This is a genomic window from Lentzea jiangxiensis, from assembly GCF_900104175.1.
Lineage (GTDB): Bacteria > Actinomycetota > Actinomycetes > Mycobacteriales > Pseudonocardiaceae > Lentzea > Lentzea jiangxiensis.
Genome location: NZ_FNIX01000001.1, coordinates 611,691 through 636,523, shown reverse-complemented (window position 1 = coordinate 636,523; position 24,833 = coordinate 611,691). Strand labels below are relative to the sequence as shown.

Below are 24,833 nucleotides of genomic sequence, written 5' to 3'. Positions count from 1 at the left end.
AGAAGCTAGGAAGTCGACAGGCCCCGGATCGTCACCCCGCGGTGCCATTACCCCGGTACCACGAGCCCGCTCTCGTACGCCGCGATGACGGCCTGGGCGCGGTCGCGGAGCCCCAGTTTCATCAGCACGCGGCTCACGTGCGTCTTGACCGTCTGCTCGGCCAGCACGAGGTGCGCGGCGATCTCGGAGTTCGACAGGCCCTGCGCGACCAGCAGGAGGATCTCGGTCTCCCGTTCGGTCAGGACGGACAGCTGCGCGGGCCGGACGCGCTCACCGCGGCGCGACTTCACGAAGTCCTCGATCAGGCGCTTGGTGATCGACGGGGCCAGCAGCGCCTCCCCCGCGGCCACCACGCGGACGGCGCCCAGCAGCTCGCGGGCAGGTGCGTGCTTGAGCAGGAACCCGCTCGCGCCGGCCTGCAACGCGTCGTAGACGTAGTCGTCGAGGTCGAACGTGGTCAGCACGAGGACCTTGACGTCGTCCGACCCGTCCAGCAGCAGCCGGGTGGCGGTGAGCCCGTCCATCTCCGGCATGCGGATGTCCATCAGCACGACGTCGGGTTTGACCGTACGCGCCAACGCGACGCCCTGCACCCCGTCGCCCGCCGCACCGACCACTTCGATGTCGTCCTGCGCGTCCAGCAGCGCGGAGAACCCTTCGCGCACCATCTCCTGGTCGTCCACCACGACCACCCTGATCACTTGTCCCCCAACGGAATTCTCGCCCTGACCAGGAACCCGCCGTCCTCGGTCGACTTCACGGTCAGCGTGCCACCGTGCACGGCCACGCGTTCCCGCATCCCCACCAGACCCTGCCCGCTGCCGCCACCCCGGGACGGTCCGCCCGCGGTGTTGCGCACCAGCACGTCCAGCCGGTCGCCGTCGCGGCGCACGTGGACGGACGCGCGGGAGCCGGGCGCGTGCCTGGTCGCGTTCGTGAGCGCCTCCTGCACGATCCGGTACGCGGTGAGGCCGACCGCCTCCGGAACGTCGTCCACGTCGACCTCGGCGGAGTCACCGGGCCTCGCCAGCTCGGGGATGCGGCTGATGCCCGGCTGCGGTTCGCGTTGCGCGACCTCCCCGTTGCCGCGCAGCACGCCCAACAGCCGTTGCATGTCGGTGATCGCCTCACGCGCGGCCTCGCCGAGTTCGGCGAACTCCTTCTCCGCGTCCTCGCCCAGGCCGCTGAGGCGGTAAGGCGCGGTCTCGCACCTGACCACCACCATCGACATGTGGTGCGCCACCACGTCGTGCATCTCGCGCGCGATGCGGGCGCGTTCCTCGAGCGCGGCCTTGGCGTCCCGCTCCTCCTCGAGCTCGCGTTCCGCCCTGCCCCGCGCGCCGAAGAGGTACACCACGGTGCAAATGATCGGCACGAAGAACGCCATGTCCGCGGCCTGCGGCTCGGAGGCCACGACCACGCCCATGCTGACCAGCGTGGCGCTGATCACGATCGGCCGCGAGTAGAAGGCAGCGACTGCCACGAGGAGCGGGATCGCCGTCCAGTACTGGAAGGGGGCGGCTCCCTCACCGCTGCACAGCAGGCTCACCACGTAGAACATCAGCGCGGCCACTCGCCAGGCGAGCAGGGGCGACCAGATCAGCAGCACGTACGGCACCAGCGTCGCCAGGAAGACGACCACCCACCAGCCGTCGGAGTCCTCCTGGCGCACGTAGCCGGCGCTCGCGACGACCGCCCACGCGAAGGCGTAGACGATCAACGCCGCGTGCACCGGGATGCGCAGCCGGCCGAGCGCCCTGGCCAGCACTCGGGTGCGGTCGGGACCCAGAACGGTTCGGTACAGCGCGCGGAACACCAGCCGATGCTAGGTGGAGCCGCGAATTTGCACATTGACCTGCGGAGTGACATACCCCGGTATGACTCTGATCAAGATGGGGCATTGCGAACGCGTGACACCGCGCGGTAGGCAGTACCTGTGAAACCACCACAGGATCCAGATCGCTGGTCACGGCTCACCGCCGTGGCCGGTGAGGCGCTGGCTGCCGCCAGGGCCGGGGAAGACGCTGTGGCGGTGGACCTCGTGACCGGGTACCTCAGCGGGTCGCCCGAGGGCAACGAGGAGATCCGTGAGCTGGTGCTCCTGCTGTTCGCCGAGTGCAGCAGCATGGTGAGCGAGCTCGGCTCCGGCGGCGCGACCCCGGTGAAGATGCAGGTGTTCGACGAGGAGGGCAACGAGGTCCAGATCGACGACGCGGACCCGCCCGTGCGCACCGCGATCCGCGCGTTGCTGGCCGAGGTGCACGGCGACCAGGACGCGGCGTCGGAGCAGATCGAGATCGCCCTCGCCAACGGCCAGCCGCAGGAGCTCGCGACCGTGGTGCTGCAAGCCCTGCGGTGGACGTTGAAGCTGGCGATCGAGTGCGAGACGCGCGACCTGCCCGTCGCCTCGTGGATCACCTCGTCACTGGACGACCAACCCTGACGTGCAGCAGCGCGTCCACACCGTCCATCAGGTGCTGGTCGAGCGGGAAGTAGCCCATCTCCGGCCTCGCGTCGGTGCGGGTCGTGCCGCGCGGCTTGTCGGCGGTGACGCCCCAGGTGGTGAACCGGCCCTGCAACTGCCCTTCCAGGGTCGCCCCGTCCGGTTCGCCCAGCCCGAAGGTGTCGTTGCGGCCGAGGGTGCCACCGATGACCGTGTACCGGTCACCGAGGATCGGCGCGACGAGCGCGCCCGCGGAGAGCCACTCGACCCGTTCGCCCGCCATCTCCATCGAACTGCCGGTGCGCTGCAGGTGGGCGTTGTGCGCGAACACGAACGTCGGACCCTTCGCCGCCTCGGCGCGCCGGATCTCCAGCAGGTTCCGCGCCATCACGCCGTCGCGCATCTGGCACAGGCGGTTGAGGCGCACGCCCAGCGGGTTCGGTTCCGCGCACTCCCGGTGGTACTGCAGGAGGCTCAGACCGGCCGTCAGGTACGTCTCAGCGCGCGCCCACGCCTCGTCGGTGCTCTTCCGCTCGTGCAGCCGCATGAGCATCCCTGTGCCGATCTCACGCAGCCTGACGGCCTCCGCCGACCGCCCCGGTGACCGGGCGGGGTCCAGGACGGCCTCGTCGCGGCTCCACTCCTCGTCGTCGATCGTGAGGTCGACGTCCTCGCCGAGGTGGTCGCGCGCGTGTTCGAGGTACGGGCGCGGGCTGGGCGCGCTGGCCGTCTCGCCCTGGAAGTCGAAGCCGTGGAACGACAGCTGCTCCTGCGGCGCTTTGTCCGAGTTGTACTCGCGCATCCACTGCACGAGCTCGCGGTTGGCGGGCCAGTTCTCGCCGAACGAGTGGGAGAAGCCCTCCTTCATGATCGTGTCGAGGTCGCCCGGTCCGCCGTGGACGAAGTCGTCGACGGCCAGCCCCCGGATCCGGCAGCTCTCCAGCGCGATCGAGCGGAAGCCCAGGCCCGCCAGCTGCTCGAACAGCTCATTGCGGATCCACGTGTGGGCGTGCTCGAGGTGGGTCGGCTCGCCGAATCCCAGCAGCTCGGTGAAGGGGGTGATGAACTCGCGAATGTCCTGGCTCATGTGGTTCAACCGTAACATTGAAAGCTCCGTTGAAGCTTTTATCCAGTTAGGGCTGGAGTGGGCCGCTAAAGTCTCAACGTGCGCCCAGCTGACCTCGCCCGCGAGCACGGCATCTCGACCCAGGCGGTGCGCAACTACGAGCGGTCCGGGTTCCTCCCGCCCGCCGAGCGCACGCCGTCGGGCTACCGCGTCTACACCGAGGTCCACGCCGCCGCGTTGCGCGCGTTCCTCGCGTTGGTCCCGGCGTTCGGCCACCTCCGCGCGGGCCAGATCATGAACGCCGTGCACGCCGGCGCGGTCGACGACGTGCTGCTGGCCGTCGACCGCGGTCACGAACAGCTCCTGCGCGACCGCGCGACGCTCGACTCGGTCAGCAACGCCGTGCGGGACCTGGCCGACTTCGAACCGGCTCCGCGGCCGCGCTCGATCGGCGAGCTGGACCGCCGCCTCGACGTCACCCCCGCGACGCTGCGCTCGTGGGAGCAGGCCGGAATCCTCGTCCCGCCCAGGGAACCCACCGGCTACCGCGTGTTCCGCGCCGAGGACGTGCGCGACGCCGAGCTCGCCCACCTGCTGCGGCGCGGCGGCTACCCGCTGGCGCGCATCGCCTTGGTGGTCGAGCAGATCCGGACGGCGGGCGGCACCGGCACGCTGGGTGCCGCCCTCGCCGACTGGCGACACCGCCTGAGAGCGCAGGGCCTCGCGATGCTCGCCGCCTCCGCGCGGCTCAACGAGTACCTGACCGCACGGGCACCAGTTCCGTGACGAGAGCGCCCACCTGCTCGCTCTCGACCAGGAACGCGTCGTGCCCGTACGGCGACTCGATCACCCTGAGCTCGTCGGCGCCGGGGATGCCCGCCGCCAGTTCCCGTTGCTGCGCCAAGGGGTAGAGCCGGTCCGAGTCCACGCCCGCGACGATCGTGCGCGCCGTGACCCGCCGCAACGCCGCCTGGACACCGCCCCGGCCACGCCCGACGTCGTGCGAGTTCATCGCCTCGGTGAGCGTGACGTAGCTGGCCGCGTCGAACCTCCCGGTGAGCTTCGCCGCGTGGTGGTCCAGGTAGGACTCGACCTCGAACCGCCCGTCCTCCTGCTTCCTCCTGCCGAACCGGGCCTGCAGCTCCTGCTCGCTGCGGTAGCTGATGTGCGCGATCCGGCGCGCGACCCCCAACCCCCCGACGGGATCGGCCCTGATCGCGTGCACCTGCGCGGACGCGAGCGCGATCTGCTCCGCCGACGCCGCCGCCGTCGTCGCCAGCACCAGCAACGACTTCACCCGTTCGGGGCGGCTCACCGCCCACTCGACCGCGCGCATCCCGCCCATCGACCCGCCGAGCACCGCGGCCCACCGCTCGATGCCGAGGTAGTCGGCGAGGTGCACCTCGGCCGCGACCTGGTCGCGGATCGTGATGCCGGGGAACTCGGGGTACTGCCAGGGTCCGGTGCTGCCCTGGCAGCCGCCCAGCACGTTCGGCGCGACCACGAACGACCCGTCGAGCGGTTTTCCCTCTCCCATCAGGGAGTTCCACCAGCCCGGCGTGGGGTGGCCCGGCTCCACGCCCCCGGCGACGTGGCTGTCACCGGTGAGGGCGTGAAGCACGAGCACCGCGTTGGAGGCCTCCGCGTTCAAGGTCCCCCACGTCTCGTACGCGAGCTGGAAACCCGGCAGCCCCGCGAACGACTCGGTGTGGCTGAACCACTTCCGCCGGCCGTTGGGGTCGCCGAAGCGCCAGCCGCCCACTACAACTCGGACTTCGCCGCGGTGAAGCCCGCCTCCAGGTCCGCCTTGAGGTCCTCGAGCCCCTCCAGCCCGACCGAGAGGCGCACCAGACCGGGCGTGACACCCGTGACGACCTGCTCCTCGGGTGAGAGCTGGCTGTGCGTCGTCGAAGCCGGGTGCACGATCAGCGACCGCACGTCACCGATGTTCACCAGCTGGCTGAACAGGCTCGTGCCGTCCACGAACGCCCGCCCCGCCGCGACCCCGCCGCGCAGCTCGAAGCTGACGACCGCGCCGGCGCCCTTCGGCAGGTACTTCCGCGCGTTGGCGTGGAACGGCGACGACGGCAGGCCCGCGTAGTGGACCTTCTCGACCTCGTCGCGCCCTTCCAGCCACTCCGCGAGCGCCTGCGCGTTCTGCACGTGCCGCTCGATGCGCAGCGACAGCGTCTCGATGCCCTGGATCACCAGGAAGCTGGTCAGCGGGGCGATGGCCGCACCCGTGTCCCGCAGCCCCTGCACCCGCAGCTTGGCCGCGAAGGCACCGTGGCCGAGCACCGGCCAGTACCGCAGGCCGTTGTAGCTGGGGTCGGGCTCGTGGAAGTCGGGGAACTTCTCGGCGCCGTACTCGAACTTGCCGCCGTCGACGACCACACCGGCGATGGCCGTGCCGTGGCCGCCCAAGTACTTCGTGGCGGAGTGGATGACGATGTCCGCGCCGTGCTCCAACGGCCGCAGCAGGTAGGGCGTGGGCACCGTGTTGTCGACGATCAGCGGCACCTGGTTCGCGTGCGCGACCCCGGCGACACCCTCGACGTCGAGCACGTGGCTGCGCGGGTTCGCGAGCGTCTCGCCGAAGAACAGCTTGGTGTTCGGCCGCACCGCGGCCTGCCACGCGTCCAGGTCGTCGGGATCGTCCACGAAGGACACCTCGATGCCCAGCTTCGGCAACGTGTAGTGGAACAGGTTGTACGTGCCGCCGTACAACGAGGCGCTGGACACGAGGTGGTCCCCGGCCCGCGCGAGGTTCAGGATCGCCGCGGTCCCGGCAGCCGACCCGGACGCGAAGGCGACGGCCGCCACGCCCCCTTCGAGGGCGGCGACCCGCTGCTCCAGAACGTCCTGCGTGGGGTTGTTGATGCGCGTGTAGATGTGCCCGGGCTCGGCGAGCGCGAACAGGTCCGCACCGTGCTGCGTGTCCCGGAAGACGTAGGAGGTGGTCTGGTAGATCGGCGTGGCGCGGGCGCCGGTGGCCGGGTCGGGCGCGGCGCCCGCGTGGATCTGCGTCGTCTCAAAGGACCAGGACATGGCTGTGCTCCAGAACGTTCGTTGACTGCTGGGAGAGGGCCGGGATCAACGAGAGCAACGACAGGCCATGCTGGTGACGCGCACGTAATCGACGTGGCGTCGGCTAACCAGCGGCATGGTCATAGTTGACGAATGTAAGGGGCCACACGGTCCTGTGGACACCCCGTCCAACAGGTGAGACCGCATAGGCTGATCGCATGCGCACAGCTCTCGTCGGCTACGGACTAGGTGGGGCCGCCTTCCACGCCCCGTTCATCGAGGCAACCGAGGGCCTGGAGCTCTCGGCCGTCGTCACCTCGAACCCCCGGCGCCAGGCAGAGGTGGCCGAGCGCTACCCCGCGGCCCGCCTGCTGTCCTCCCTCGACGAGGTCTGGGCCGGCGACTTCGACCTGGTCGTCATCACGACCCCGAACCGCTTCCACGCGACCCACGCCCGCCAGGTCCTCGAACACGGCCTCAACGTCGTGGTCGACAAGCCCTTCGCGGGCTCGGCGATGGAAGCGAGAGCCCTGGCCTCGATCGCAGCCGCACGCGGCCTGATGCTCGTCCCGTTCCACAACCGCCGCTGGGACGGCGACTTCCTGACGGTCCGCCGCCTCCTCGCCGACAACGCCCTGGGCACGGTCCACAGGTTCGAGTCCCGCTTCGAGCGCTACCGCCCGGAGATCAAGTCCTCGTGGAAGGAATCCGGCGACCCGGCCGACCTCGGCAGCATCCTCTTCGACCTCGGCACCCACCTCGTGGACCAGTCCGTGGCCCTCTTCGGCCGCCCGACGTCGGTCCACGCGGAAATCGCCACCGTCCGTCCCCGCGCCAAGGCGGACGACGACGTCTTCCTCTCCCTGCAGCACGAGGGCGGCGTCCGCTCCCACCTCTGGATGAGCGCGCTGGCGGCAGACCTCGGCCCGCGCTTCCGCGTGCTGGGCCACGACGCCGCCTACGTGAAGTACGGCATGGACCCCCAGGAAGACCGCCTCAAAGCGGGCGACACCCCGGCCGGCCCGGGCTGGGGCGAAGAACCCGAGTCGGCCTGGGGCACCCTCGGCGGCAAACCCCACCGCACAGAACCAGGCGCCTACCAAGCCTTCTACGCCGCAGTAGCCGCAGGCGAGGCCCCCGTCTCACCACAGGACGCCGTCACGGGCCTGGAGATCATCGAGGCAGCCAAGCAGTCCGCCGCGACAGGCGACTCCGTCCGCCTCTGACCCCCGCGCACGCTCGCGCGGGGGTCCCCTTTGGACCCGGGACCCCCGCGACCCAACTCAGCGACGAGGTCTGACACTCCGGCGAACCCGAGAGCGAAGGCCGAGAGCCGACGCGAGGTGGGGCCGGGGCGAGGCTGACGCGCGACGGGGGCGGGACGAGGCCGCAGGCGAGCAGCGCTGAGGCCGGACCACCGCGAAGACGAAGCCGAGCCGTCTTTTCCGGACACCTCGGGTGGGGTGGCTTCGTCACGAGTCGTGACACCCCTTCTCAGAGGTGGCCCACTCCTGACTCGACTGGTGGCGAAGCCACCCCACCAACGCAAACCGACCCGACGACCCGAAGCCCCCAACCTCACGCCCCAACCCCCCGAACCAACGGCGGGTGCAACACCGAAGCCGCCCCTCGCCGGTACAGAGCAGCCGGCCGTCCCCCGTCCCGGGAGGTGCTCCTCCCGGTCGCCTCCAGCAGCCCCTCCACCCCCGTCACCTTCCGGTGGAAGTTCCGGGCGTCCAGCGACACGCCCCAGACCACCTCGTAGACCCGCCGCAGTTCGGCCACCGTGAACTCGGCGGGGCAGAACTCGGTCCCCAGCGACGTGTACTCCAGCTTGGCCCGGGCCCGCTCCACCCCGTCCCCCAGGATCACCGAGTGATCGAAGGCCAGCGACGACACCTCCGCCACCGGAACCCAGGACGCCGCGGCGGCATCGGTCCCGGCCACCGGCACGGGCAGGTCAGGCGCCAACGCCAGGTAGGCGACGGAGACGACCCGCATCCGGGGATCCCGCCGAGGTTCCCCGTAGGTCCCCAGCTGCTCGAGGTGCAGCCCGGACACCCCGGTCTCCTCGACCAGCTCGCGGGCGGCGGCGGCATCCACCGACTCGGTGACCTGCACGAACCCGCCGGGTAGCGCCCACCGCCCCCGGAACGGCGCCTCCCCCCTCCTGACCAGCAGCGCGCACAGCGCGTCCGCCCGCACGGTCAGCACCACGAGGTCGACCGTGACCGCGAAGGGAGGGAAATCACTTGGCGAGTACACGACACAGAGCATAGGCTTATCGTCAGATCGACGACAAGCCGGACGAAGCCCGGCGAAACCCGACGAGCCCACCCGGCGACCGGTCCCCGACCGGACCGGACGCGAACAGGAGCCCACTCCACATGGCCGACATCAGCACCTACCCCGGACTCCGCCACCTCAGAGGAGCCCCCACCGTCCACATCAGACACGTGAAGAACGGCCAGGTCGTCCACGAGGGCACCGGACTGAGCTTCTGGTTCCGCCCCAGGACCGCCGTCCTGAGCGAGGTCCCGGTGGACGACCGGGAGCTCCCGATGCTCTTCCACGCCAGGACGCACGACTACCAGGACGTCACGGTCCAGCTGACCATCACCTACCGCTGCACCAACCCGGAGGTCGCGACCAGCAGGATCGACTTCTCGATCGACCCCGACACCGGCACCTGGCGGCAGGACCCGTTGAGCCAGATCGCGAACACCCTCACCGAGAGCACCCAGCAGCACGCCCTCGAGATCCTCGGCACGCTGGACCTCGACACCGCCATCCGCACCGGTGTCGAACGCGTCAAGCTCAGCGTCGCCGAGAACCTGACCGCGCACCACATCGGCCTGGAGATCATCGACGTCCGCGTGGTCGCCATCCGGCCGGACGCCGACCTCGAGAAGGCGCTCCGGACCACCGTCCGCGAGAAGGTCCAGCAGGAGGCGGACAAGGCCACCTACGAGCGCCGGGCGATGGCGGTCGAGCGGGAGCGGTCGATCAGCGAGAACGAGCTGCAGAACCAGATCGAGCTCGCCAAGCGCGAGGAACTGCTTGTGGTGCAACGAGGTGCGAACGCGCTCAGGAAGGCGGAGGACAACGCCAGGGCGAGCCGCATCGCCGACGACGCCAAGGCCGAGGGCATCCGCAAGCTCGCCGAGGCCGAGGCCGCCGGCGAGAAGGCACGTCTCGACGCCTACCGGGACGTCCCGCAGGAGACGCTGTACGCGCTGGCCGTCAAGGAGCTCGCCGGCAACCTGCCCGAGATAGGCAGCATCACGCTGACCCCGGACATCGTCCAGCCGATCCTGCAGCGGCTCGCGCGATGAGCCTCGCTCCGCGAATCGTGCTGGTGCACCGGCGCACCGAACTGACAGAGTTGCTGGCACGACATGGCACGCGGGGGCAGGTGGAGTTCTTCCTGAGGTCCCGCGGCAGGACCCTGGACGAGGTGGTGGACCGTGACCAGCAGACCCGCAAGGCGTTGGGAGACGTCAGCTCCGCGATCCCGTTGGACTGGCGCCGCGGCGTGGTCGAAAGGGAAGACCTGTCGCGGTTCCTGTTCGCGCCCGAGGACGTAGTCGTCGTCGTCGGGCAGGACGGGCTGGTCGCGAACGTCGCCAAGTACCTCGACGGCCAGCCCGTGATCGGCATCAACCCGGACCGGGGCGTGCTCGCGAAGCACTCACCCGCGGATGCCGCGGAACTGTTGCGCAGCACCGGGAACACCGAGGACCGCACGATGGTCGAGGCGCGGTCGGACGACGGGCAGACCCTCCACGCGCTCAACGAGGTCTACGTCGGTCACCCCGGCCACCAGACGAGCCGCTACCGCGTCCTGGGCGAACGCCAGGCCTCGTCCGGCATCCTCGTCGGCACCGGCACGGGCGCGACGGGCTGGTGCAGTTCGGCCCACCGCGAGCGGAGGAGCCCGCTCGCGCTGCCGGGCCCGGCGGAACGCAGGCTCGTCTGGTTCGTGCGGGAAGCCTGGCCGTCGCCGAGCACCGGCATCGAGCACACCGAGGGCGAGATCACCGACCGGCCGCTCGACGTCGAGGTCGAGTCCGACGGACTGGTGGTGTTCGGCGACGGCATCGAGAGCGACGCGCTGCGGCTGGGCTGGGGCCAGCGGCTGAGCATCGGGCTCGCCGCGCGCCGGCTCCGCCTCGTGCGCTGACCCGCGCCGGGGCCGGCAGGGCACCCGTTCGAGCCAATGACAAGCCCGCCGCTTCACGCTGCCCGTCATCGTTCCAGCCTGGTCGAGGGATTGACACTGCGCAGTGGTCCGGTCACCCTTCGTCCTACGTTCCTACTCTTCGGTAACGAGGTAGCAATGACGCGCCGAGTGACTGTTGTTTCCCTGCTCACGGCCCTGTTCGCGGCCCTGCTGGCTCCGCACGCCGCAGCCGCCCCGCAGTACCGGAACTACGTCTCGCTCGGGGACTCGTTCGTGTCCGGTCCGTTCATCCCGTTGCAGCGGCTCGACCCGTTGAGCTGCTTCAAGTCCACGCAGAACTACCCGTCCGTCCTCGCGAAGAGGCTCGGCATCGCGAGCTTCACCGACATCTCCTGCGGTGGCGCCCAGACCAAGGACATGGCAGGCGTGCAGAGCGGCTTCCCCGGCCAGTCCGTGCCGCAGTTCTCCGCCCTGAAAGCCGACACCGACCTCGTCACCATCTCCATCGGCGGCAACGACATCGGCTTCTCCGACATCATCCTGACCTGCGCGGGCAAGAGCGTGCTCGACCCGAACGGCGCTCCCTGCAAGGCGAGCTACGGCGACGAGCTCGCCCAGCGCGTCGACGCCACCGCCGCCAAGGTGGCCGCCGTGCTCGCCGGCATCAAGCAGCGCAGCCCCGGGGCGAAGGTCGTGGTCGTCGGCTACCTGCGCATCCTGCCGCCGTCCGGCGGCTGCTGGCCGGTCGTGCCGATCTCGCGGGGCGACGTGCCGTACCTCGACGCCGTGCAGCAGCGGCTCAACGGGATGCTCGGCGCCCAGGCGCAGGCCGCCGGTGCCACGTTCGTGAACCCCTACGACATCAGCCTCGGTCGCGACACGTGCGCGGCGCCGTGGGACAAGTGGGTCGAGGGCATCATCCCGACGAGCCCCGCGTTCCCGGTTCACCCGAACGCCAAGGGCATGGCCGCGGTCGGTGACCAGGTGGCGAAGGCGCTCGCCGGGACGGAGTCCGCGGGCGTCTAGTTGCACGCAGTTCCGACGGTTTACACGATCCGGTGTTACCGCTCGGTTGAATGGAACCGCGGGTCCTCGCCGCGCCACAGTGGTGGCATGGCAAGGACCCGACTTCTGTTTGCCTGTCTCGCGCTCGCCGCACCGCTCGTCCCCGCGACGGCCCAGGCGGCACCCCTGACAGCACTGCTCCCCGCCTCCGGCCTGACGCTGTCGGTGCAGCCGGAGAGGGGCACCCCCAGCACCACGCAGCTGAACTGCGAGCCCGCAGGCGGCGCGCACCGCCACGCCCGGCAGGCGTGCGACCAGCTCATGCCCGTCGAAGGCGACTTCCGCAAGCTGCGGGAGGCCGGCGCGATGTGCACGATGGAGCTCAACCCGACGAAGGCGACGCTGCGCGGCAAGTGGCGCGCCAAGAGGATCGACTTCCAGCAGGTGTACTCGAACCCGTGCGTGCTGCGCGCGAACACCGGCAAGGTCTTCGACTTCTGACCCCCTGACCGCGTCACCGGTGTTCCGGCGCACCGCCGTCGCGCCGGAACACCGGTGACGCCCAGCTTCCAGCACCTAGGCTGCGGAGCATGGGGGACTTCTTGATCTACACGATCGGTGTTCCGGTCACGTTCGTGCTGCTCGTCCTGGGAATGGCCCTGGCGGCCCGCAGGATCCTCGGCCTGCGCATCGGCCTGGTCCGCACGGCGCTGGCCTGCCTGCTGGCCATGTCCGCCGCCCGCAGCGCCTTCGGCGAGACGAGCACCGAGCCGTCCGCGGGGCTGGTGACGCTCCAACTCGGACTGTCCATCCTCGCCGTGATCGCCCTGCTGGCGTTCGCGGAGATCATCGTCCCGACCGGCTCGATCCCGCCTCCCACCGAGTGGTGGGGCATGGCGCGGCGCCGGATCGCGCGGACCCGGCGGTACTCGCGGATCACCGCGATCGCGTTCCGCCACGGCCTGGGTCCCTACCTGCGGGGCCGCGAACGGACCGCCACGGGGCTCTCCCGCTCGCTGCGGCTCGCGTTGCAGGACGCGGGCGTGACGTTCGTGAAGCTCGGGCAGGTGCTGTCCACTCGCGCCGACCTGCTGCCCCAGGACTTCGTCGACGAGCTGAGCCTGTTGCAGGACAAGGTGCCGCCGGCCGGGTGGGACGACGTCAGGGCGGTGCTCGACGCCGAGGTCGGGCTCGACGCGTTCCTCGAGGTCGATCCGGAACCGCTGGCGGCGGCGTCGATCGCGCAGGTGCACCGGGCCGTGCTGAAGTCCGGCGCCGAGGTCGTCGTGAAGGTGCAAAGGCCTGATGTGCGCGCTACGGCCGAGGGCGACCTGGACATCGTGTCCCGACTGGCCGAGACGCTGCACCGCACGCGCTGGGGCTCGGCGCTCGGCGTGCGGGACCTGGCGGCGGGCTTCGCGGCCGCGTTGCGCGAGGAGCTCGACTTCAAGATCGAGGCTCGCAACATCACGGCCGTCGCGGCGGCCTCGGACTCGTCGGTCGGACTCCCCCACGTGCACCTGTCGACCTCCCGCGTGCTCGTCATGGACCGGCTCGACGGCGTGCCGTTGCGCGGCGCCGCCGAGGACGAGGGCCTCGCGCGGACGTTGCTGCGGTTCGTGCTGCGCCAGGTGATGCTCGACGGCGTCTTCCACGCCGACCCGCACCCCGGCAACGTCCTGCTGCTGGCCGACGGACGGCTCGGCCTGCTCGACTTCGGCTCGGTCGGGCGGATCGACTCCGCGCTGCGCTCGGCGTTGCAACGCCTGCTGCTCGCGATCGACCGCGGCGATCCGGCGAGCCTCACCGACGCGCTGCTGGAGCTGACCTCACGGCCCGAGGACATCGACGAGCAACGGCTGGAGCGCGCGCTCGGCCAGTTCATGGCCCGGCACCTCGGCGCGGGCATGCGTCCGGACGTGGAGATGTTCGGCGACCTGTTCCTGATCGTGTCGCGGTTCGGCCTGAGCATCCCGCCGGAGATCGCGGCGGTCTTCCGGGCCCTCGCCACCCTGGAGGGCACCCTGGCGGTGCTCGCGCCGGACTTCAACATCGTGGTCGAGTCGCGGTCGTTCGCCGCCGAGCAGATCTCCGAACGGCTCACGCCGGAGTCGGTGCGGCGGACGATGGCCGAGGAGCTCCAAGCGGTGCTGCCGATGCTGCGCCGCCTGCCGAGGCGCGTCGACCGGATCACCGGCGCGATGGAGCAGGGACGCCTGAGCATGTCGATGAGGCTGTTCGCGGACGAACGCGACCGGATGTTCGTCACGAGCCTGCTGCACCAGGTCATGCTGACCGCGCTGGGCGCGACCGCGGGTGTCATGGCGGTGCTGCTGCTCGGCTCCTCCGGCGGGCCGCGGATCTCGCAGGACATCGGCCTCTACCAGGTGCTGGGCTACAACCTGCTGATCATCAGCGTGCTGCTCGGCCTGCGCGTGGTGGTCGCGGTGTTCCGGCCCCGGTCCTAGGACTGCCGCGGTGGACCGACACGTCGTCGCGTCACACGCCGAGCTGGTCCGGTGCGGACTGGACGATCGTCATCTCGTCGAGGTGGCCGAGGATCCGCCACGCCCGCGCAACCGCTTGCGAGCCCGCGTATGCGATCGTGCAGAACCGCTGCGGCTCGATGACCGTGCGCACGCGGTCGACCTTGCCGACGGCCATCGGCGTGTCCTGCCACAGGTCCAAGACGAACTCCGTCCGGACGGGATCACCGGACCCGAGCACGCTCTCGATGCTCACCACCAGCCGGTCGCCGTCGAGGCGCAGGTCGTGGTGACCACAGCGGGGAGGCGTGCCGCCCGCGTGTGCCGAACGGGCCGGATCGAGCACCCAGTGCCCCCGAAACGACACGAGATCTTCACTCATGTGAGTTCCTTCGCGGAACCTGCGCCACTGGAGGATTGTCCGGCGCATCGACGTGGGCGACCATCACCCGATGAGTTATGAGACGGGCGTCCGGTGGAAGTGGATACCGGCCGTCGTGCTCGGCTTCGTGTTGCTGAGCTGGATCGTGTTCGAGGCTCTCGACCTCATCGACTTCGACGGGGTCGTGACGTGGGTGCGCGGCATCGACCCCGCGTGGGCGGCGGTGGCGATCTTCGCCCTGCTCGTCGTGGACGTGCTGCTGCCCGTGCCGTCCACCCCGCTCATCGTGCTGGCGGGAACGGCGCTCGGCCTGCCCTTCGGGCTGGCACTCGCGGTCGTCGGCTCCCTGGGTTCCTCCGCCGCGGGGTACGCCCTCGGCCGGTTCGCGGGCCCGGTGCTCGTGCGCCGCGTGGTGACCATCGAGGAGCTGACCGAGATGCGTCGGTGGGGCCGCCAGTTCGGGCCCTGGTTCTTCGGGGTCGCGCGCGGCATCCCGATGATGGCGGAAACGGTGTCGGTCTCCGCGGGCGTGTCCAGGGTGTCGTTCCGGACTTTCATGGCGTTCACGCTCGTCGGCACCGTGCCGATTTGCGCCGCCTACGTGTTCGCGGGAGCGCAGGCCGACACCGTCGAACAAATCGTGATGATCAGCGCCGTCGGGTTCCTGCTGACCGTCGGGCTGTTCTACCTGCTGCGCCGGCTCGTGAAGGTGGCGCCCTAGGAAAACGGTTTGCGCGTCGTGGTTGCATGAATGGGCGCCCGGTGCGCAGCGGAGGGTTACTTCTGGTGATACTCAGGTTCGATTCCTGAGGCCGGCCCCGGCCGGTCTCGCTCACCTCGGTGAGCACGTCACCTTCCGCGATTTGATCTCGGGCGTCCACACCCCGCATCCGCCGGGAAAATTCGCTGGCGCGGTGTGGTTGCATTGAAATCGCACCCGGTGCGAAGCCGACGGTTACTTCGTCTTCACAACGCAAATGTGCCGTCGGCGGCTTGATCTCGGGAGCGCACAACTCCACACGTGTCCGGTGCGAAGCAGAGGGTTACTTCCATTCGGGATGGGCTGGTTGCGGGTTCGAGTCCCGTCGGCCGGGAAACCGGCCGTAGCTCAACTGGTAGAGCGGCGACGTACCTTCCGCGCCTTTGACCTCGGACACGTGTGGCGTTCGTGTGCTCCCCTTCTTTTGTCCCGAGGGGGAAGAGCCGATGGCGAAGTTCAACATCTTCCGCGCACGTCCGGCGGGCACCAGCCCGGTCGCCGCGGCGCCCGGACCGACCGCACTCACCCACGAGGGCGGCGCGGGCCACGAGCGCGACACGAAGTCCGAGCTGTTCCTGCTCGCCGTGTCGAACATGGGCGGCGAGGCCACCTTCTACGAGTCCGGCACCCGGCGCGACACCCGCTTCGCCCAGCTCGTGCACGCCGCCGCGCTCACCGATCCCGAGTGGACGGCACGCCTGCTCGGGTGGCTGCGCAGCGAGGCCAACATGCGCACCGCGTCGCTCGTGGGCGCGGCCGAGTTCGTCCAGGCACGACTGACCGCCTCCTCGGACGCCGGCGTCACCAACCGCGCCGTCGTCGACTCGGTGCTCCAGCGAGCCGACGAGCCGGGCGAGCTCCTCGCCCACTGGACCGGCACGCACGGCCGCCGCGTCCCGAAGCCGATCAAGCGGGGCATCGCCGACGCCGTCGCGCGCCTCTACGACGAGCGCGCCGTCCTGAAGTGGGACAGCGACGCCCGCGGCTTCCGCATGGCCGACGTCCTGAACCTCGCCCACCCGTCCCCCGCCGCTGCCTGGCAGGGCTCGCTGTTCCAGTACGTGCTGGACAGCCGCCGCTCCGCCGACACCGCGGTTCCGCGGGAGCTGCGCGTGATCGCGGCACGCCGCGAGCTGATGGCGTGGCCGGTGGAGCAGCGGCGCGCGCTGTTCTCGCGTCCGGACGCGGCCGACGTGCTGCGCCGGGCCGGGATGACGTGGGAGTCGGTGGCCGGGTGGCTGCAGGGTCCGCTGACGCGCGAGGTGTGGGAGGCGCTGGCACCGTCGATGGGGTACATGGCGTGCCTGGCCGAAGGCACCCCGGTGTGGCTCGCCGACGGCACCTCGGCTCCGATCGAAGACGTGGTGGCCCGTCGTCTGCCGGTTCTCTCCTACGACAAGAGCTGGGACACGCGATCGGTCAAGTACGGCGCGAACCAGGGCCCTCGCGACCACTCGGTGGGCAACCTCGTCCCGACCGTCCCTTCCGCCTGGCTCGAGACGGGCATCCGGCCGGTGACGACCATCCGGTTCGCGTCCGGCCGTGCGGTAGATGCGACGACCGACCACCGCTGGATCCGCCGGCGTCGTGCCGGGCGCCAGGCGTGGGAATGGACCACCACCGCCGAGCTCCGTCCAGGCGATCACATTCCGGTCCCCCTCACCGCCGGCTACTTCGGGGACGAAGGCGATGCGTGGGACGGGTACTTCGTCGGTGCGATGCTGGGCGACGGCGGAATGACGGCACTCACGCCCGAGTTCTACTGCGATCCCGACGACGGCGCGGCGGCGTTCATGCGCGAGTACGCGGCGAAGCACGGGTGCAGCACGACCGAGACCGCGAACGGCCGAATCGTTCGCATGCGGTTCCCGTTCAAGCAGTGGAAGCGCAACCCCCTCACCGAGGTTCTGCGCGGCTACGAGGTGTGGGGCAAGCGCTGCGAGGTAAAGGCGCTGCCGAACAAGCCCTTCAGCAGGGAGTTCTGGATCGGGGCGCTGTCCGGCCTGATCGACACGGATGGTTGCGTCCGTGAGCGCGTCAACCCGAGGGGCACGGCGCACGGTTCAGTCGAGTACGCGACGGTGTCGCGCAGGCTGGCCGACCAGGTCTCGGACGCACTGCTCCGGCTCGGCGTCACCAACCTCGTCCGGGAGCACGCGGTACGTATGAGCGCCGGTCCCATCCAGAGCAGGTACCCGGTCCACGTCGTGGAGGTGAACCGGGCGACCGCGTTGGTACGGCTTGCAGAACTGCTGGATCTCCGGATCGGGTACAAGGCTGCGAAGCTCGCTCGACTCGCGGAACTCCTGGCGCACGTTCGGCCTGCTTGCAGCGAAATGCACGGATACGACGAGGCGGTCGCGATGGACCGCATCGTGTCGATCGAGGATGGAGGCGAGCGCCCGACCTACTGCGTGACCGTCGAACCGTCGAACCTGTTCGTGGCGGCAGGCGTGGTCACGGGCAACTGCCTGCGGAACCTCAGGAACTTCGACGAGGCCGGCATGTCCGACGAGGCCGCCGCGGCCGTGGCGACCCGTCTGGCCGACCCCGGCCAGGTCGCCCGCTCGCGCCAGTTCCCGTTCCGCTTCCTGTCCGCCTACGAGGCGGCGCCGAGCCTGCGCTGGGGCCACGCCCTGGACCAGGCGCTGCAGGCGTCGCTGAGCAACCTGCCCGCGCTGCCGGGCCGGTCGCTGGTCCTCATCGACACCTCGGCGTCGATGACGCACGGCACGATCTCGGCCCGGTCGAAGGTCACCCCGGCCAAGGCCGCGGCGGTCTTCGGCGTCGCGCTCGGCGCGAAGGGCGAGCAGGTCGACGTCGTCGGGTTCGCGGACGGCACGTTCCGGCACGAGGTCCCGCGCGGGGCGTCGGTCATCCGGGAGGTCGGCCGGTTCCTGGAGCGCATCGGCGAGGTCGGGCACGGCACGGACATCATCGGTTCGCTGAAGCGCACCTACCGGCGGCACGACCGCGTGTTCGTCATCTCGGACATGCAGACGATCAGCGCGCCGCACGGGGAGGGCGTCCCGGACGTCGTGCCGCGGCACGTGCCGGTCTACGGGTTCAACCTGAACGGGTACCGGCACGCGGCGTTCGCGACCGGTGGGGCCGGCCGTCACGAGTTCGGGGGTCTGACGGACGCGACCTTCCGCATGGTGCCCCTGCTCGAAGCAGGCCGGAACGCCGCCTGGCCGTTCTGAGGCAGGAGAGCTCCCCCTGACGCGGAGAGCTCTCCCACTTACTATCAGTTAGCGCCTTGACCAGCTATGATGCGGACATGGAGTACAACGTGTTCGCGAAGGCGTGCCCGTCACGTCCCTTGCTGGAGCACGTCACCGGCAGGTGGGGCGGCCTGACGCTGGGCGTGCTCGTGGACGGCCCGCTGCGCTTCAACGAGCTGCGCCGCCGCGTCGACGGGATCAGCGAGAAGATGCTGTCGCAGACGTTGCAGGCGCTGGAGCGCGACGGGCTCGTGCACCGGGAGGCCCAGCACACGAACCCGCCGCGAGTCGACTACAGCCTCACACCGCTCGGGCGCGAGACGGCGGAGCGGCTGTTGTCGCTGATCCACCTGCTGGAAGCGCGGATGCCCGACGTGCTCGAGGCCCAGCAGGCCTACGACGCCCGCTGAGTCAGCACTCGATCACGTTCACGGCGAGACCGCCGCGCGCGGTCTCCTTGTACTTCACCGACATGTCCTTGCCGGTGTCCCGCATGGTCTTGATGACCTTGTCGAGCGACACGAAGTGCGAACCGTCTCCGCGCAAAGCCATGCGCACGGCCGTGATGGCCTTGATGGACGCGACGGCGTTGCGTTCGATGCACGGGATCTGCACCAGGCCGCCGATCGGGTCGCAGGTGAGGCCGAGGTTGTGCTCCATCGCGATCTCGGCCGCGTTCTCGACCTGTTCGGGGGTGCCTCCGAGCACCTCCGCGAGGCCGCCGGCCGCCATCGAGCACGCGGAGCCGACCTCGCCCTGGCAGCCGACCTCGGCGCCGGAGATCGACGCGTTCTCCTTGAACAGCACGCCGATCGCACCGGCGGTCAGCAGGAAGCGGACCACGCCGTCGTCCGAGGCTCCCGGCACGAACTTCGTGTAGTAGTGCAGGACCGCGGGGACGATGCCGGCCGCGCCGTTGGTCGGCGCGGTGACGACGCGGCCGCCCGCCGCGTTCTCCTCGTTGACCGCCAGCGCGAAGAGCGTGACCCAGTCCATGACGCGCAGCGGGTCGGTGACGAAGTGCTCGCCCTCCAGGCGTTTGCGCATCTCGGCGGCGCGGCGGCGGACCTTCAGGCCGCCGGGCAGGACGCCGTGCTCGGTGCAGCCGCGTTCGACGCACTCCTGCATGACGTGCCAGATGTGCAGCAGTCCCGACCGCACCTCTTCTTCTGTCCGCCACGACAGCTCGTTGGCCATCATGATCTCGCTGATCGACAGGCCGGTCTCGCGGCAGCGCGCGAGCAGCTGGTCGCCGGTGAGGAACGGGTGGGGCAGCGGCGTCGAGTCGGGCTTGATGCGGTCGGTGCCGGAGGCGTTCTCGTCGACGACGAACCCGCCGCCGATCGAGTAGTAGACGGCGTGCTCGACGGACTTGCCGCCGCTGAACGCCTCGAAGCTCATCCCGTTGGGGTGCAACGGAAGTGACTTGCGGCGGTGCATGACCAGGTCGCGGTCGTGCACGAACTCGATCTCGTGCGTGCCGCCGAGCCGGAGCCGTCCGCCGCCGACGATCTCCTCGACGCGGTGGGCGGCGACGGCGGGGTCGACCTCCTCGGGGAGGTTGCCCTCGAGTCCGAGGAAGACGGCCTTGGGGCTGCCGTGGCCGTGGCCGGTCGCGCCGAGCGAGCCGAACAGCTCGACGTGCACGCGGTCCACTTCGGACGCACGCGCACCGAGCTTCTCGACGAACATCGCCGCCGCGCGCATCGGGCCGACGGTGTGGGAGCTCGACGGTCCGATGCCGACGGAGAACAGGTCGAAAACGCTGATCGCCACTGATCAGTCCTTCGTGGTGGTGGAGCGGTCAGTCGGGCCCATGTCAGCCGGTCTGGGTGAGTTCGGCGTACTTGGCCGCCGTGAGCAGGTTCTCGGCCGACTCGACGCGGACCTTGAACAGCCAGCCGGCGCCGTACGGGTCGTTGTTCACGATCGCCGGGTCGTCGACGACGGCGCTGTTGACCTCGATCACCTCACCGGTGACGGGCGAGAACAGGTCGCTGACGGACTTGGTGGACTCGAGCTCGCCGCACACCTCGTTGGTGACGACCTTCGCGCCGACCTCGGGCAGCTGCACGAAGACGATGTCGCCCAGGGCGTCCGCCGCGTACTCGGTGATCCCGCAGGTCAGCGGGTCCTGGGTACCCGGCGTCCAGTCGACCCACTCGTGCTCGGCGGTGTAGAGCAGGTTCTCGGGGAACTGCACGGCGCGACTCCTCTGGCTGTGACGGGTCAGGACACTTGCGCCCCCTCCGCCGTGCAGAGTTGCCTACCCCGAGTGGTCTTGCTGCCTGAGAGTGTGCGGGAGCTTGCCCCTTCGGCGCCCCGACCGACGTTCGTCGGGGTCTCTCCCACTCGGGTTCTGGCGCTGTCGCGCCGCGGCCGGTCTTCAGTTCTCGGGGCGACGCTATGTGCGGCCCCCGCCGGGTGTCAACGCGGACGGGTCGAGTCACACGCGAGCGCAAACCAGGTCGGTCTGTCCCAAGTGCACAACCGCACACGTGCTCGATAGTGCGATTCGCACAGTGACATGACCTTCCCACTGCCCCACATTGTGAGATGTCGGCCACCGAACGGAGGAGTCATCGTGCGGATCGCAGTTCCCCGCGAGATCAAGAACCACGAGTACCGCGTCGCTCTCACCCCTGCCGGTGCGCACGAGCTGACGAGCCGCGGGCACGACGTGTTCGTCGAGCAGGGCGCCGGTCTGGGCTCCGCGATCACCGACGAGGAGTACCTCGCCGCGGGTGCCAAGGTCCTCGCGACCGCCGACGACGTCTGGGCCGAGGGCGACCTGGTCCTCAAGGTCAAGGAGCCGATCGCCGAGGAGTACCCCCGCCTGCGCGCCGGCCAGACCCTCTTCACGTACCTGCACCTCGCCGCCGACAAGCCGCTGACCGAGGCGCTGCTGGCGTCCGGCACCACGGCCATCGCCTACGAGACCGTGCAGCTGCCGAACCGCGCGCTGCCGCTGCTCGCCCCGATGTCCGAGGTCGCGGGCCGCCTGGCCCCGCAGGTCGGCGCGTTCTCGCTGATGAAGCCCTCCGGCGGCCGCGGCGTGCTGCCCGGTGGCGTCCCCGGTGTCGCCCCGGCCCGCGTGGTCGTGATCGGCGGCGGTGTGGCCGGCCTCAACGCCGCGACCATCGCCGTGGGCATGGGCGCGGACGTGCAGATCCTCGACACCAACGTCGACCGGCTGCGCCAGATCGACGCCCAGTTCTCCGGCCGCCTGCGCACGCTCGCCTCGAACTCGTTCGCCGTCGAGCAGGCCGTCCGCGAGGCCGACCTGGTCATCGGCGCCGTGCTCGTCCCCGGTGCCGCCGCGCCGAAGCTCGTCTCGAACGCGCTGGTCGCCGAGATGAAGCCGGGCTCGGTGCTCGTCGACATCGCGATCGACCAGGGCGGCTGCTTCGAGGACTCGCGCGCCACCACGCACGCCGAGCCGACCTACGAGGTCCACGACTCGGTGTTCTACTGCGTCGCGAACATGCCGGGCGCCGTCCCGCGCACCTCGACCTACGCGCTGACCAACGTGACCTTGCCCTACGCCGTCGCGCTGGCCGACAAGGGCTGGGAGAAGGCGCTGAAGGACGACCGTTCGCTCGCGCTGGGCCTCAACGCCCACGCCGGCAAGCTGACCAACGGCCCGGTGGCGGAGGCGACCGGCCTCGCGCACACGCCGCTGGAGTCCGTGATCTGAGAGCCAACCTGATGAATGAGGCCCCCGCACGCGTGAACCGCTGCGGGGGTTTCGCCTACCTGAGGGCTTCGACGCGGGCCTTGACGCCTTCGATCACGCAGTCCAGCCCGAACTCGAACTGGCGCTCCAGCGACCACAGCTCGCCCTCGTCCAGCATCGCGACGTACCGGGGGTGCTTGTCCCGGTACAGGTCGGCGATCTTGTCCATGTCCGGCGGTGGCGAGTCCATCCCGCCGCGAGCGATGAAGTTGACCTCGGCGATCGCGTACCCGTTGACGAAGCTGCCCACCGTGGCGATCGACTGGGCGGCCGCGACGGTCGACAGCCCGGCGCGCAACATCGGCCCGAACATGGCGTCCGCGTAGGCCACGGCGTTCGGGCCGATGGTGTTGAACTCCCCGATCCCGCGGATCCACCACGGGTGCTTGAGCGCGAGCTGGCGCAGCTCGTGCATCATCCCGCGCACCGCGGTCTCCCAGTCGGACTCGGGATCGGGGAGGGTGAACTCGCCGTAGACCTCGTCGAGGCACAGCTCGATCAGCGCGTCCTTCGTCGGCACGTGCCAGTACAGCGACATCGGGGCCGCGCCGAGTTCCGCGGCCAGCTTGCGCATCGACAGCTTCTGCAGACCGTGCCGGTCCAGCAGCTCCAGGGCCTTGCGGACGATCGCCTCACGGCTCAGGCCGAGGGGCTGCCCGCTGCTGGGCCTGGGTTTGCTGAACCACACGCTGTCCACGTCGACGATCCTAAGCACGCCGCAGCAACACGCTGGCCACAACACCTCCCAGGAAGACGGCCGCGGCACCGGTCAGAAGGCTCACGGTCATGCCGTTCGAGAACGCCTCGCGCACGACCGCGATGTCCGCACCGCTGTGCAGCGCCTCGCTCAGGGACCGTCCCGGAACGCCGTCGGGCAGCGAGGCCACGAACCGCGCCGACAGCAGCGCGCCGAGCACGGCGATGCCGAACGAGGACCCCAGTTCCGTCAGCGTTCCCGAGAGCCCGGACGCGATGCCGGCGCGTTCCGGCGGGATCGAGCCCATCAGCGCGTTGACCGCGACCGGTTGCGACACACCGACTCCGACGCCGATGAGGACCAGGCCGGCGAGCGTCGGCGGGTAGGTGGTGCCGACCGACAGCAGTGCCACGCCGCTCGCGACGATGGTCATGCCGAGCAGCATCGCCCTGCCCGCGCCGAGCTTCACCACGAGCTGCCCCAGCGTGTTGCTGGTGATCAGCAGCGCGATCGCCATGGGTGCGACGCGCACGCCCGCTTCCAGCGGGCTGTAGCCGAGCACGCCCTGGAGGTGTTGCGTCAGCAGGAAGAGCGAGCCCGCCATGCCGAACGCCGCCAGCACGCCCGACGCCACCGCGCCGGTGAAGCGGCGGTCGGAGAAGAACGCGAGGTCGAGCATCGGGTCGGTGGTGTGCCGTTCCCACAACGCGAAGCCGGTCATGGTCACCAGGCCGATCGCGATCGGAACGCCGAACTCGGCCGACGCGAACCCGTGCTCCGGCACCTCGATCACGGCGTAGACGACCGACACCATGCCGATGATCGACAGGATCGAGCCGGCCACGTCCGGCCTGCGCACGGCCGGGTCCTTCGACTCCGGCACGAGCACCGCGACGGCCGCGATCGCGAGGACCGCCACCGGCACGTTGATCAGGAACACCGAACCCCACCAGAAGTGCTTGATGAGCGCGCCGCCGATCACCGGACCCGCCGCGAAGCCGAGGCTCGTGACGGCGGCCCAGATGCCGATGGCCTTCGGGCGTTCCCTGTCGTCGAACAACTGCATGAGCACGGCGAGCGTGCCCGGCATCAGCACGGCGGCGCCGATCCCCATGAAGCCGCGGGCCGCGATCAACGCCTCGGACGAGTTCGCGTAGGCCGCGACGGCGCTACCCGTGCCGAACAGCACGAGTCCGGCCAGGAGCGCGCGCTTGCGGCCGAACCTGTCGCTCAGCGAACCGGTCGTGAGCAGCAGGCCCGCCAGCGCGAGCGAGTAGGCGTTGATCATCCACTGGATGTCCGCGGTGCTCGCGCCCAGACCGGTGGAGATCGACGGGATCGCCACGTTGAGCACGGTGTTGTCCAGCACCACGACCATCACGGACAGGCACAGCACGCCGAGCACGGCCCAGCGCTGCGGGTGCGGGTGCACCCCGACCTCCCCGGTCGTCGAAGTCATCTCGTCCCCCTTACGGTGTACGAGAAACTTACAGCGTACGAGTGGGCCGAGCGCAAGTCGGTTTTCTGGAAATGAAGGAATTTCAGAAATGAGCCGGGGGATACCCCGAACAGCACTGCGGGCTCCGGCGAACCGGCCGAATGCCGAGTGCGCCGGAGCCCGCGAACGTAAAGGGCGGCCGCGCTCAACCAGCCTGGGGGTCACTGGGAGCGGGGCCGCCGTCGCCAAATATAGCGGGCTTCCGCGCTCCGCGCCCAGCGACCCCACCGAATCGCGATCCAAAAGTTTCCCGGCTGGACCACTGCCCGTCTCCCACCCGGCTGGCAAACGAGTGAATTCCCCGGTGCGCGGTGCGGCGAGCAGGG

At 70.1% G+C, this 24,833-nt stretch carries 23 protein-coding genes and 1 riboswitch; of the genes, 12 read left to right on the top strand and 11 right to left on the bottom strand.

Annotated elements, in window-relative coordinates; all coding sequences use genetic code 11:
* Positions 1–47: 47 nt before the first annotated feature.
* Positions 48–701 (bottom strand): response regulator, encoded by a 654-nt coding sequence (locus BLQ91_RS03295; protein ID WP_090095038.1) that lies wholly within the window; start codon positions 699–701, stop codon positions 48–50.
* Positions 698–1,816: a sensor histidine kinase gene (locus BLQ91_RS03290; RefSeq protein WP_090095037.1), complete on the bottom strand. Its 1,119-nt coding sequence runs from the start codon at positions 1,814–1,816 to the stop codon at positions 698–700. Before BLQ91_RS03290 ends, BLQ91_RS03295 begins: the two co-directional genes overlap by 4 nt.
* 120 nt (positions 1,817–1,936) lie before the next feature.
* On the opposite strand from BLQ91_RS03290, the gene BLQ91_RS03285 reads away from it, so the two are divergent.
* On the top strand, positions 1,937–2,443 hold the full coding sequence (locus BLQ91_RS03285) for a hypothetical protein (protein WP_090095036.1): 507 nt from the start codon (positions 1,937–1,939) through the stop codon (positions 2,441–2,443).
* On the opposite strand, the gene BLQ91_RS03280 is transcribed toward BLQ91_RS03285, so the two are convergent.
* Positions 2,415–3,530: an erythromycin esterase family protein gene (locus tag BLQ91_RS03280; protein WP_090095035.1), complete on the bottom strand. Its 1,116-nt coding sequence runs from the start codon at positions 3,528–3,530 to the stop codon at positions 2,415–2,417. The two genes, BLQ91_RS03285 and BLQ91_RS03280, sit on opposite strands and share 29 nt — an antisense overlap.
* 78 nt (positions 3,531–3,608) lie before the next feature.
* Here BLQ91_RS03280 and BLQ91_RS03275 point away from each other — a divergent pair, with 78 nt between their 5' ends.
* Positions 3,609–4,295, top strand: a complete 687-nt coding sequence (locus tag BLQ91_RS03275; protein WP_090095034.1) for a TioE family transcriptional regulator — start codon at positions 3,609–3,611, stop codon at positions 4,293–4,295.
* Here BLQ91_RS03275 and metX read toward each other — a convergent pair.
* Both metX and BLQ91_RS03265 read right to left on the bottom strand, forming a co-directional pair.
* Positions 4,258–5,271: a homoserine O-acetyltransferase MetX gene (gene metX / locus BLQ91_RS03270; RefSeq protein ID WP_090095033.1), complete on the bottom strand. Its 1,014-nt coding sequence runs from the start codon at positions 5,269–5,271 to the stop codon at positions 4,258–4,260. The genes BLQ91_RS03275 and metX overlap by 38 nt on opposite strands.
* A complete protein-coding gene (locus BLQ91_RS03265; protein WP_090095032.1) occupies positions 5,271–6,557 on the bottom strand; it encodes a bifunctional o-acetylhomoserine/o-acetylserine sulfhydrylase in 1,287 nt (428 codons plus the stop codon). Before BLQ91_RS03265 ends, metX begins: the two co-directional genes overlap by 1 nt.
* A gap of 197 nt (positions 6,558–6,754) precedes the next feature.
* Between BLQ91_RS03265 and BLQ91_RS03260 the strand changes: the two genes are divergently transcribed.
* Positions 6,755–7,762, top strand: coding sequence for a Gfo/Idh/MocA family protein (locus BLQ91_RS03260; protein WP_090095031.1), 1,008 nt, complete (start codon positions 6,755–6,757; stop codon positions 7,760–7,762).
* A 352-nt stretch (positions 7,763–8,114) separates the two neighbouring features.
* Here BLQ91_RS03260 and BLQ91_RS03255 read toward each other — a convergent pair whose 3' ends face one another.
* Complete coding sequence (locus BLQ91_RS03255) at positions 8,115–8,801, bottom strand: NUDIX hydrolase (protein WP_245733047.1); 687 nt, start codon at positions 8,799–8,801, stop codon at positions 8,115–8,117.
* A 122-nt stretch (positions 8,802–8,923) separates the two neighbouring features.
* Between BLQ91_RS03255 and BLQ91_RS03250 the strand changes: the two genes are divergently transcribed.
* The 5 genes from BLQ91_RS03250 (at position 8,924) to BLQ91_RS03230 (ending at position 14,192) form a co-directional block, all read left to right on the top strand.
* Entirely contained in the window at positions 8,924–9,871 is a 948-nt protein-coding gene (locus BLQ91_RS03250) for an SPFH domain-containing protein (protein WP_090095029.1), read from the top strand.
* Positions 9,868–10,719 (top strand): NAD(+)/NADH kinase, encoded by an 852-nt coding sequence (locus tag BLQ91_RS03245; protein WP_090095028.1) that lies wholly within the window; start codon positions 9,868–9,870, stop codon positions 10,717–10,719. The genes BLQ91_RS03250 and BLQ91_RS03245 overlap by 4 nt, the downstream gene beginning before the upstream one ends.
* A gap of 156 nt (positions 10,720–10,875) precedes the next feature.
* Entirely contained in the window at positions 10,876–11,745 is an 870-nt protein-coding gene (locus tag BLQ91_RS03240) for an SGNH/GDSL hydrolase family protein (protein WP_090095027.1), read from the top strand.
* An 87-nt stretch (positions 11,746–11,832) separates the two neighbouring features.
* A complete protein-coding gene (locus BLQ91_RS03235) occupies positions 11,833–12,225 on the top strand; it encodes an SSI family serine proteinase inhibitor (RefSeq protein ID WP_090095026.1) in 393 nt (130 codons plus the stop codon).
* Positions 12,226–12,314: 89 nt separating this feature from the next.
* On the top strand, positions 12,315–14,192 hold the full coding sequence (locus tag BLQ91_RS03230) for an ABC1 kinase family protein (RefSeq protein ID WP_090095025.1): 1,878 nt from the start codon (positions 12,315–12,317) through the stop codon (positions 14,190–14,192).
* A 31-nt stretch (positions 14,193–14,223) separates the two neighbouring features.
* Here BLQ91_RS03230 and BLQ91_RS03225 read toward each other — a convergent pair whose 3' ends face one another.
* The gene (locus tag BLQ91_RS03225; RefSeq protein ID WP_143022504.1) at positions 14,224–14,592 is read right to left on the bottom strand and encodes a hypothetical protein; all 369 of its coding nucleotides are present in this window, start codon (positions 14,590–14,592) and stop codon (positions 14,224–14,226) included.
* 70 nt (positions 14,593–14,662) lie between these two features.
* Here BLQ91_RS03225 and BLQ91_RS03220 point away from each other — a divergent pair, with 70 nt between their 5' ends.
* The 3 genes from BLQ91_RS03220 to BLQ91_RS03210 all read left to right on the top strand — a co-directional run bounded on the left by BLQ91_RS03220 (position 14,663) and on the right by BLQ91_RS03210 (position 18,986).
* A complete protein-coding gene (locus BLQ91_RS03220; protein ID WP_090095023.1) occupies positions 14,663–15,313 on the top strand; it encodes a TVP38/TMEM64 family protein in 651 nt (216 codons plus the stop codon).
* Between the two features lie 485 nt (positions 15,314–15,798).
* The gene (locus BLQ91_RS41980; protein WP_143022503.1) at positions 15,799–18,555 is read left to right on the top strand and encodes an LAGLIDADG family homing endonuclease; all 2,757 of its coding nucleotides are present in this window, start codon (positions 15,799–15,801) and stop codon (positions 18,553–18,555) included.
* Positions 18,556–18,632: 77 nt separating this feature from the next.
* Positions 18,633–18,986: a winged helix-turn-helix transcriptional regulator gene (locus BLQ91_RS03210; RefSeq protein ID WP_090095022.1), complete on the top strand. Its 354-nt coding sequence runs from the start codon at positions 18,633–18,635 to the stop codon at positions 18,984–18,986.
* Position 18,987: 1 nt separating this feature from the next.
* On the opposite strand, the gene BLQ91_RS03205 is transcribed toward BLQ91_RS03210, so the two are convergent.
* Both BLQ91_RS03205 and gcvH read right to left on the bottom strand, forming a co-directional pair.
* On the bottom strand, positions 18,988–20,352 hold the full coding sequence (locus tag BLQ91_RS03205; protein WP_090095021.1) for an L-serine ammonia-lyase: 1,365 nt from the start codon (positions 20,350–20,352) through the stop codon (positions 18,988–18,990).
* 43 nt (positions 20,353–20,395) lie between these two features.
* Positions 20,396–20,779: a glycine cleavage system protein GcvH gene (gene gcvH / locus BLQ91_RS03200; RefSeq protein ID WP_090095020.1), complete on the bottom strand. Its 384-nt coding sequence runs from the start codon at positions 20,777–20,779 to the stop codon at positions 20,396–20,398.
* Positions 20,780–20,842: 63 nt separating this feature from the next.
* Positions 20,843–20,937, bottom strand: a riboswitch (glycine riboswitch).
* 223 nt (positions 20,938–21,160) lie between these two features.
* On the opposite strand from gcvH, the gene ald reads away from it, so the two are divergent.
* Positions 21,161–22,273 carry an alanine dehydrogenase gene (gene ald, locus BLQ91_RS03195; RefSeq protein WP_090095019.1) on the top strand — a complete coding sequence of 371 codons (1,113 nt, stop codon included), beginning with the start codon at positions 21,161–21,163 and terminating at the stop codon, positions 22,271–22,273.
* A gap of 55 nt (positions 22,274–22,328) precedes the next feature.
* Here the strand turns inward: ald and BLQ91_RS03190 are convergent, their stop codons facing one another.
* Positions 22,329–23,009: a TetR/AcrR family transcriptional regulator gene (locus tag BLQ91_RS03190; protein WP_176959546.1), complete on the bottom strand. Its 681-nt coding sequence runs from the start codon at positions 23,007–23,009 to the stop codon at positions 22,329–22,331.
* Between the two features lie 10 nt (positions 23,010–23,019).
* Positions 23,020–24,468, bottom strand: coding sequence for an MFS transporter (locus BLQ91_RS03185; protein WP_090095017.1), 1,449 nt, complete (start codon positions 24,466–24,468; stop codon positions 23,020–23,022).
* Positions 24,469–24,833 lie beyond the last annotated feature (365 nt).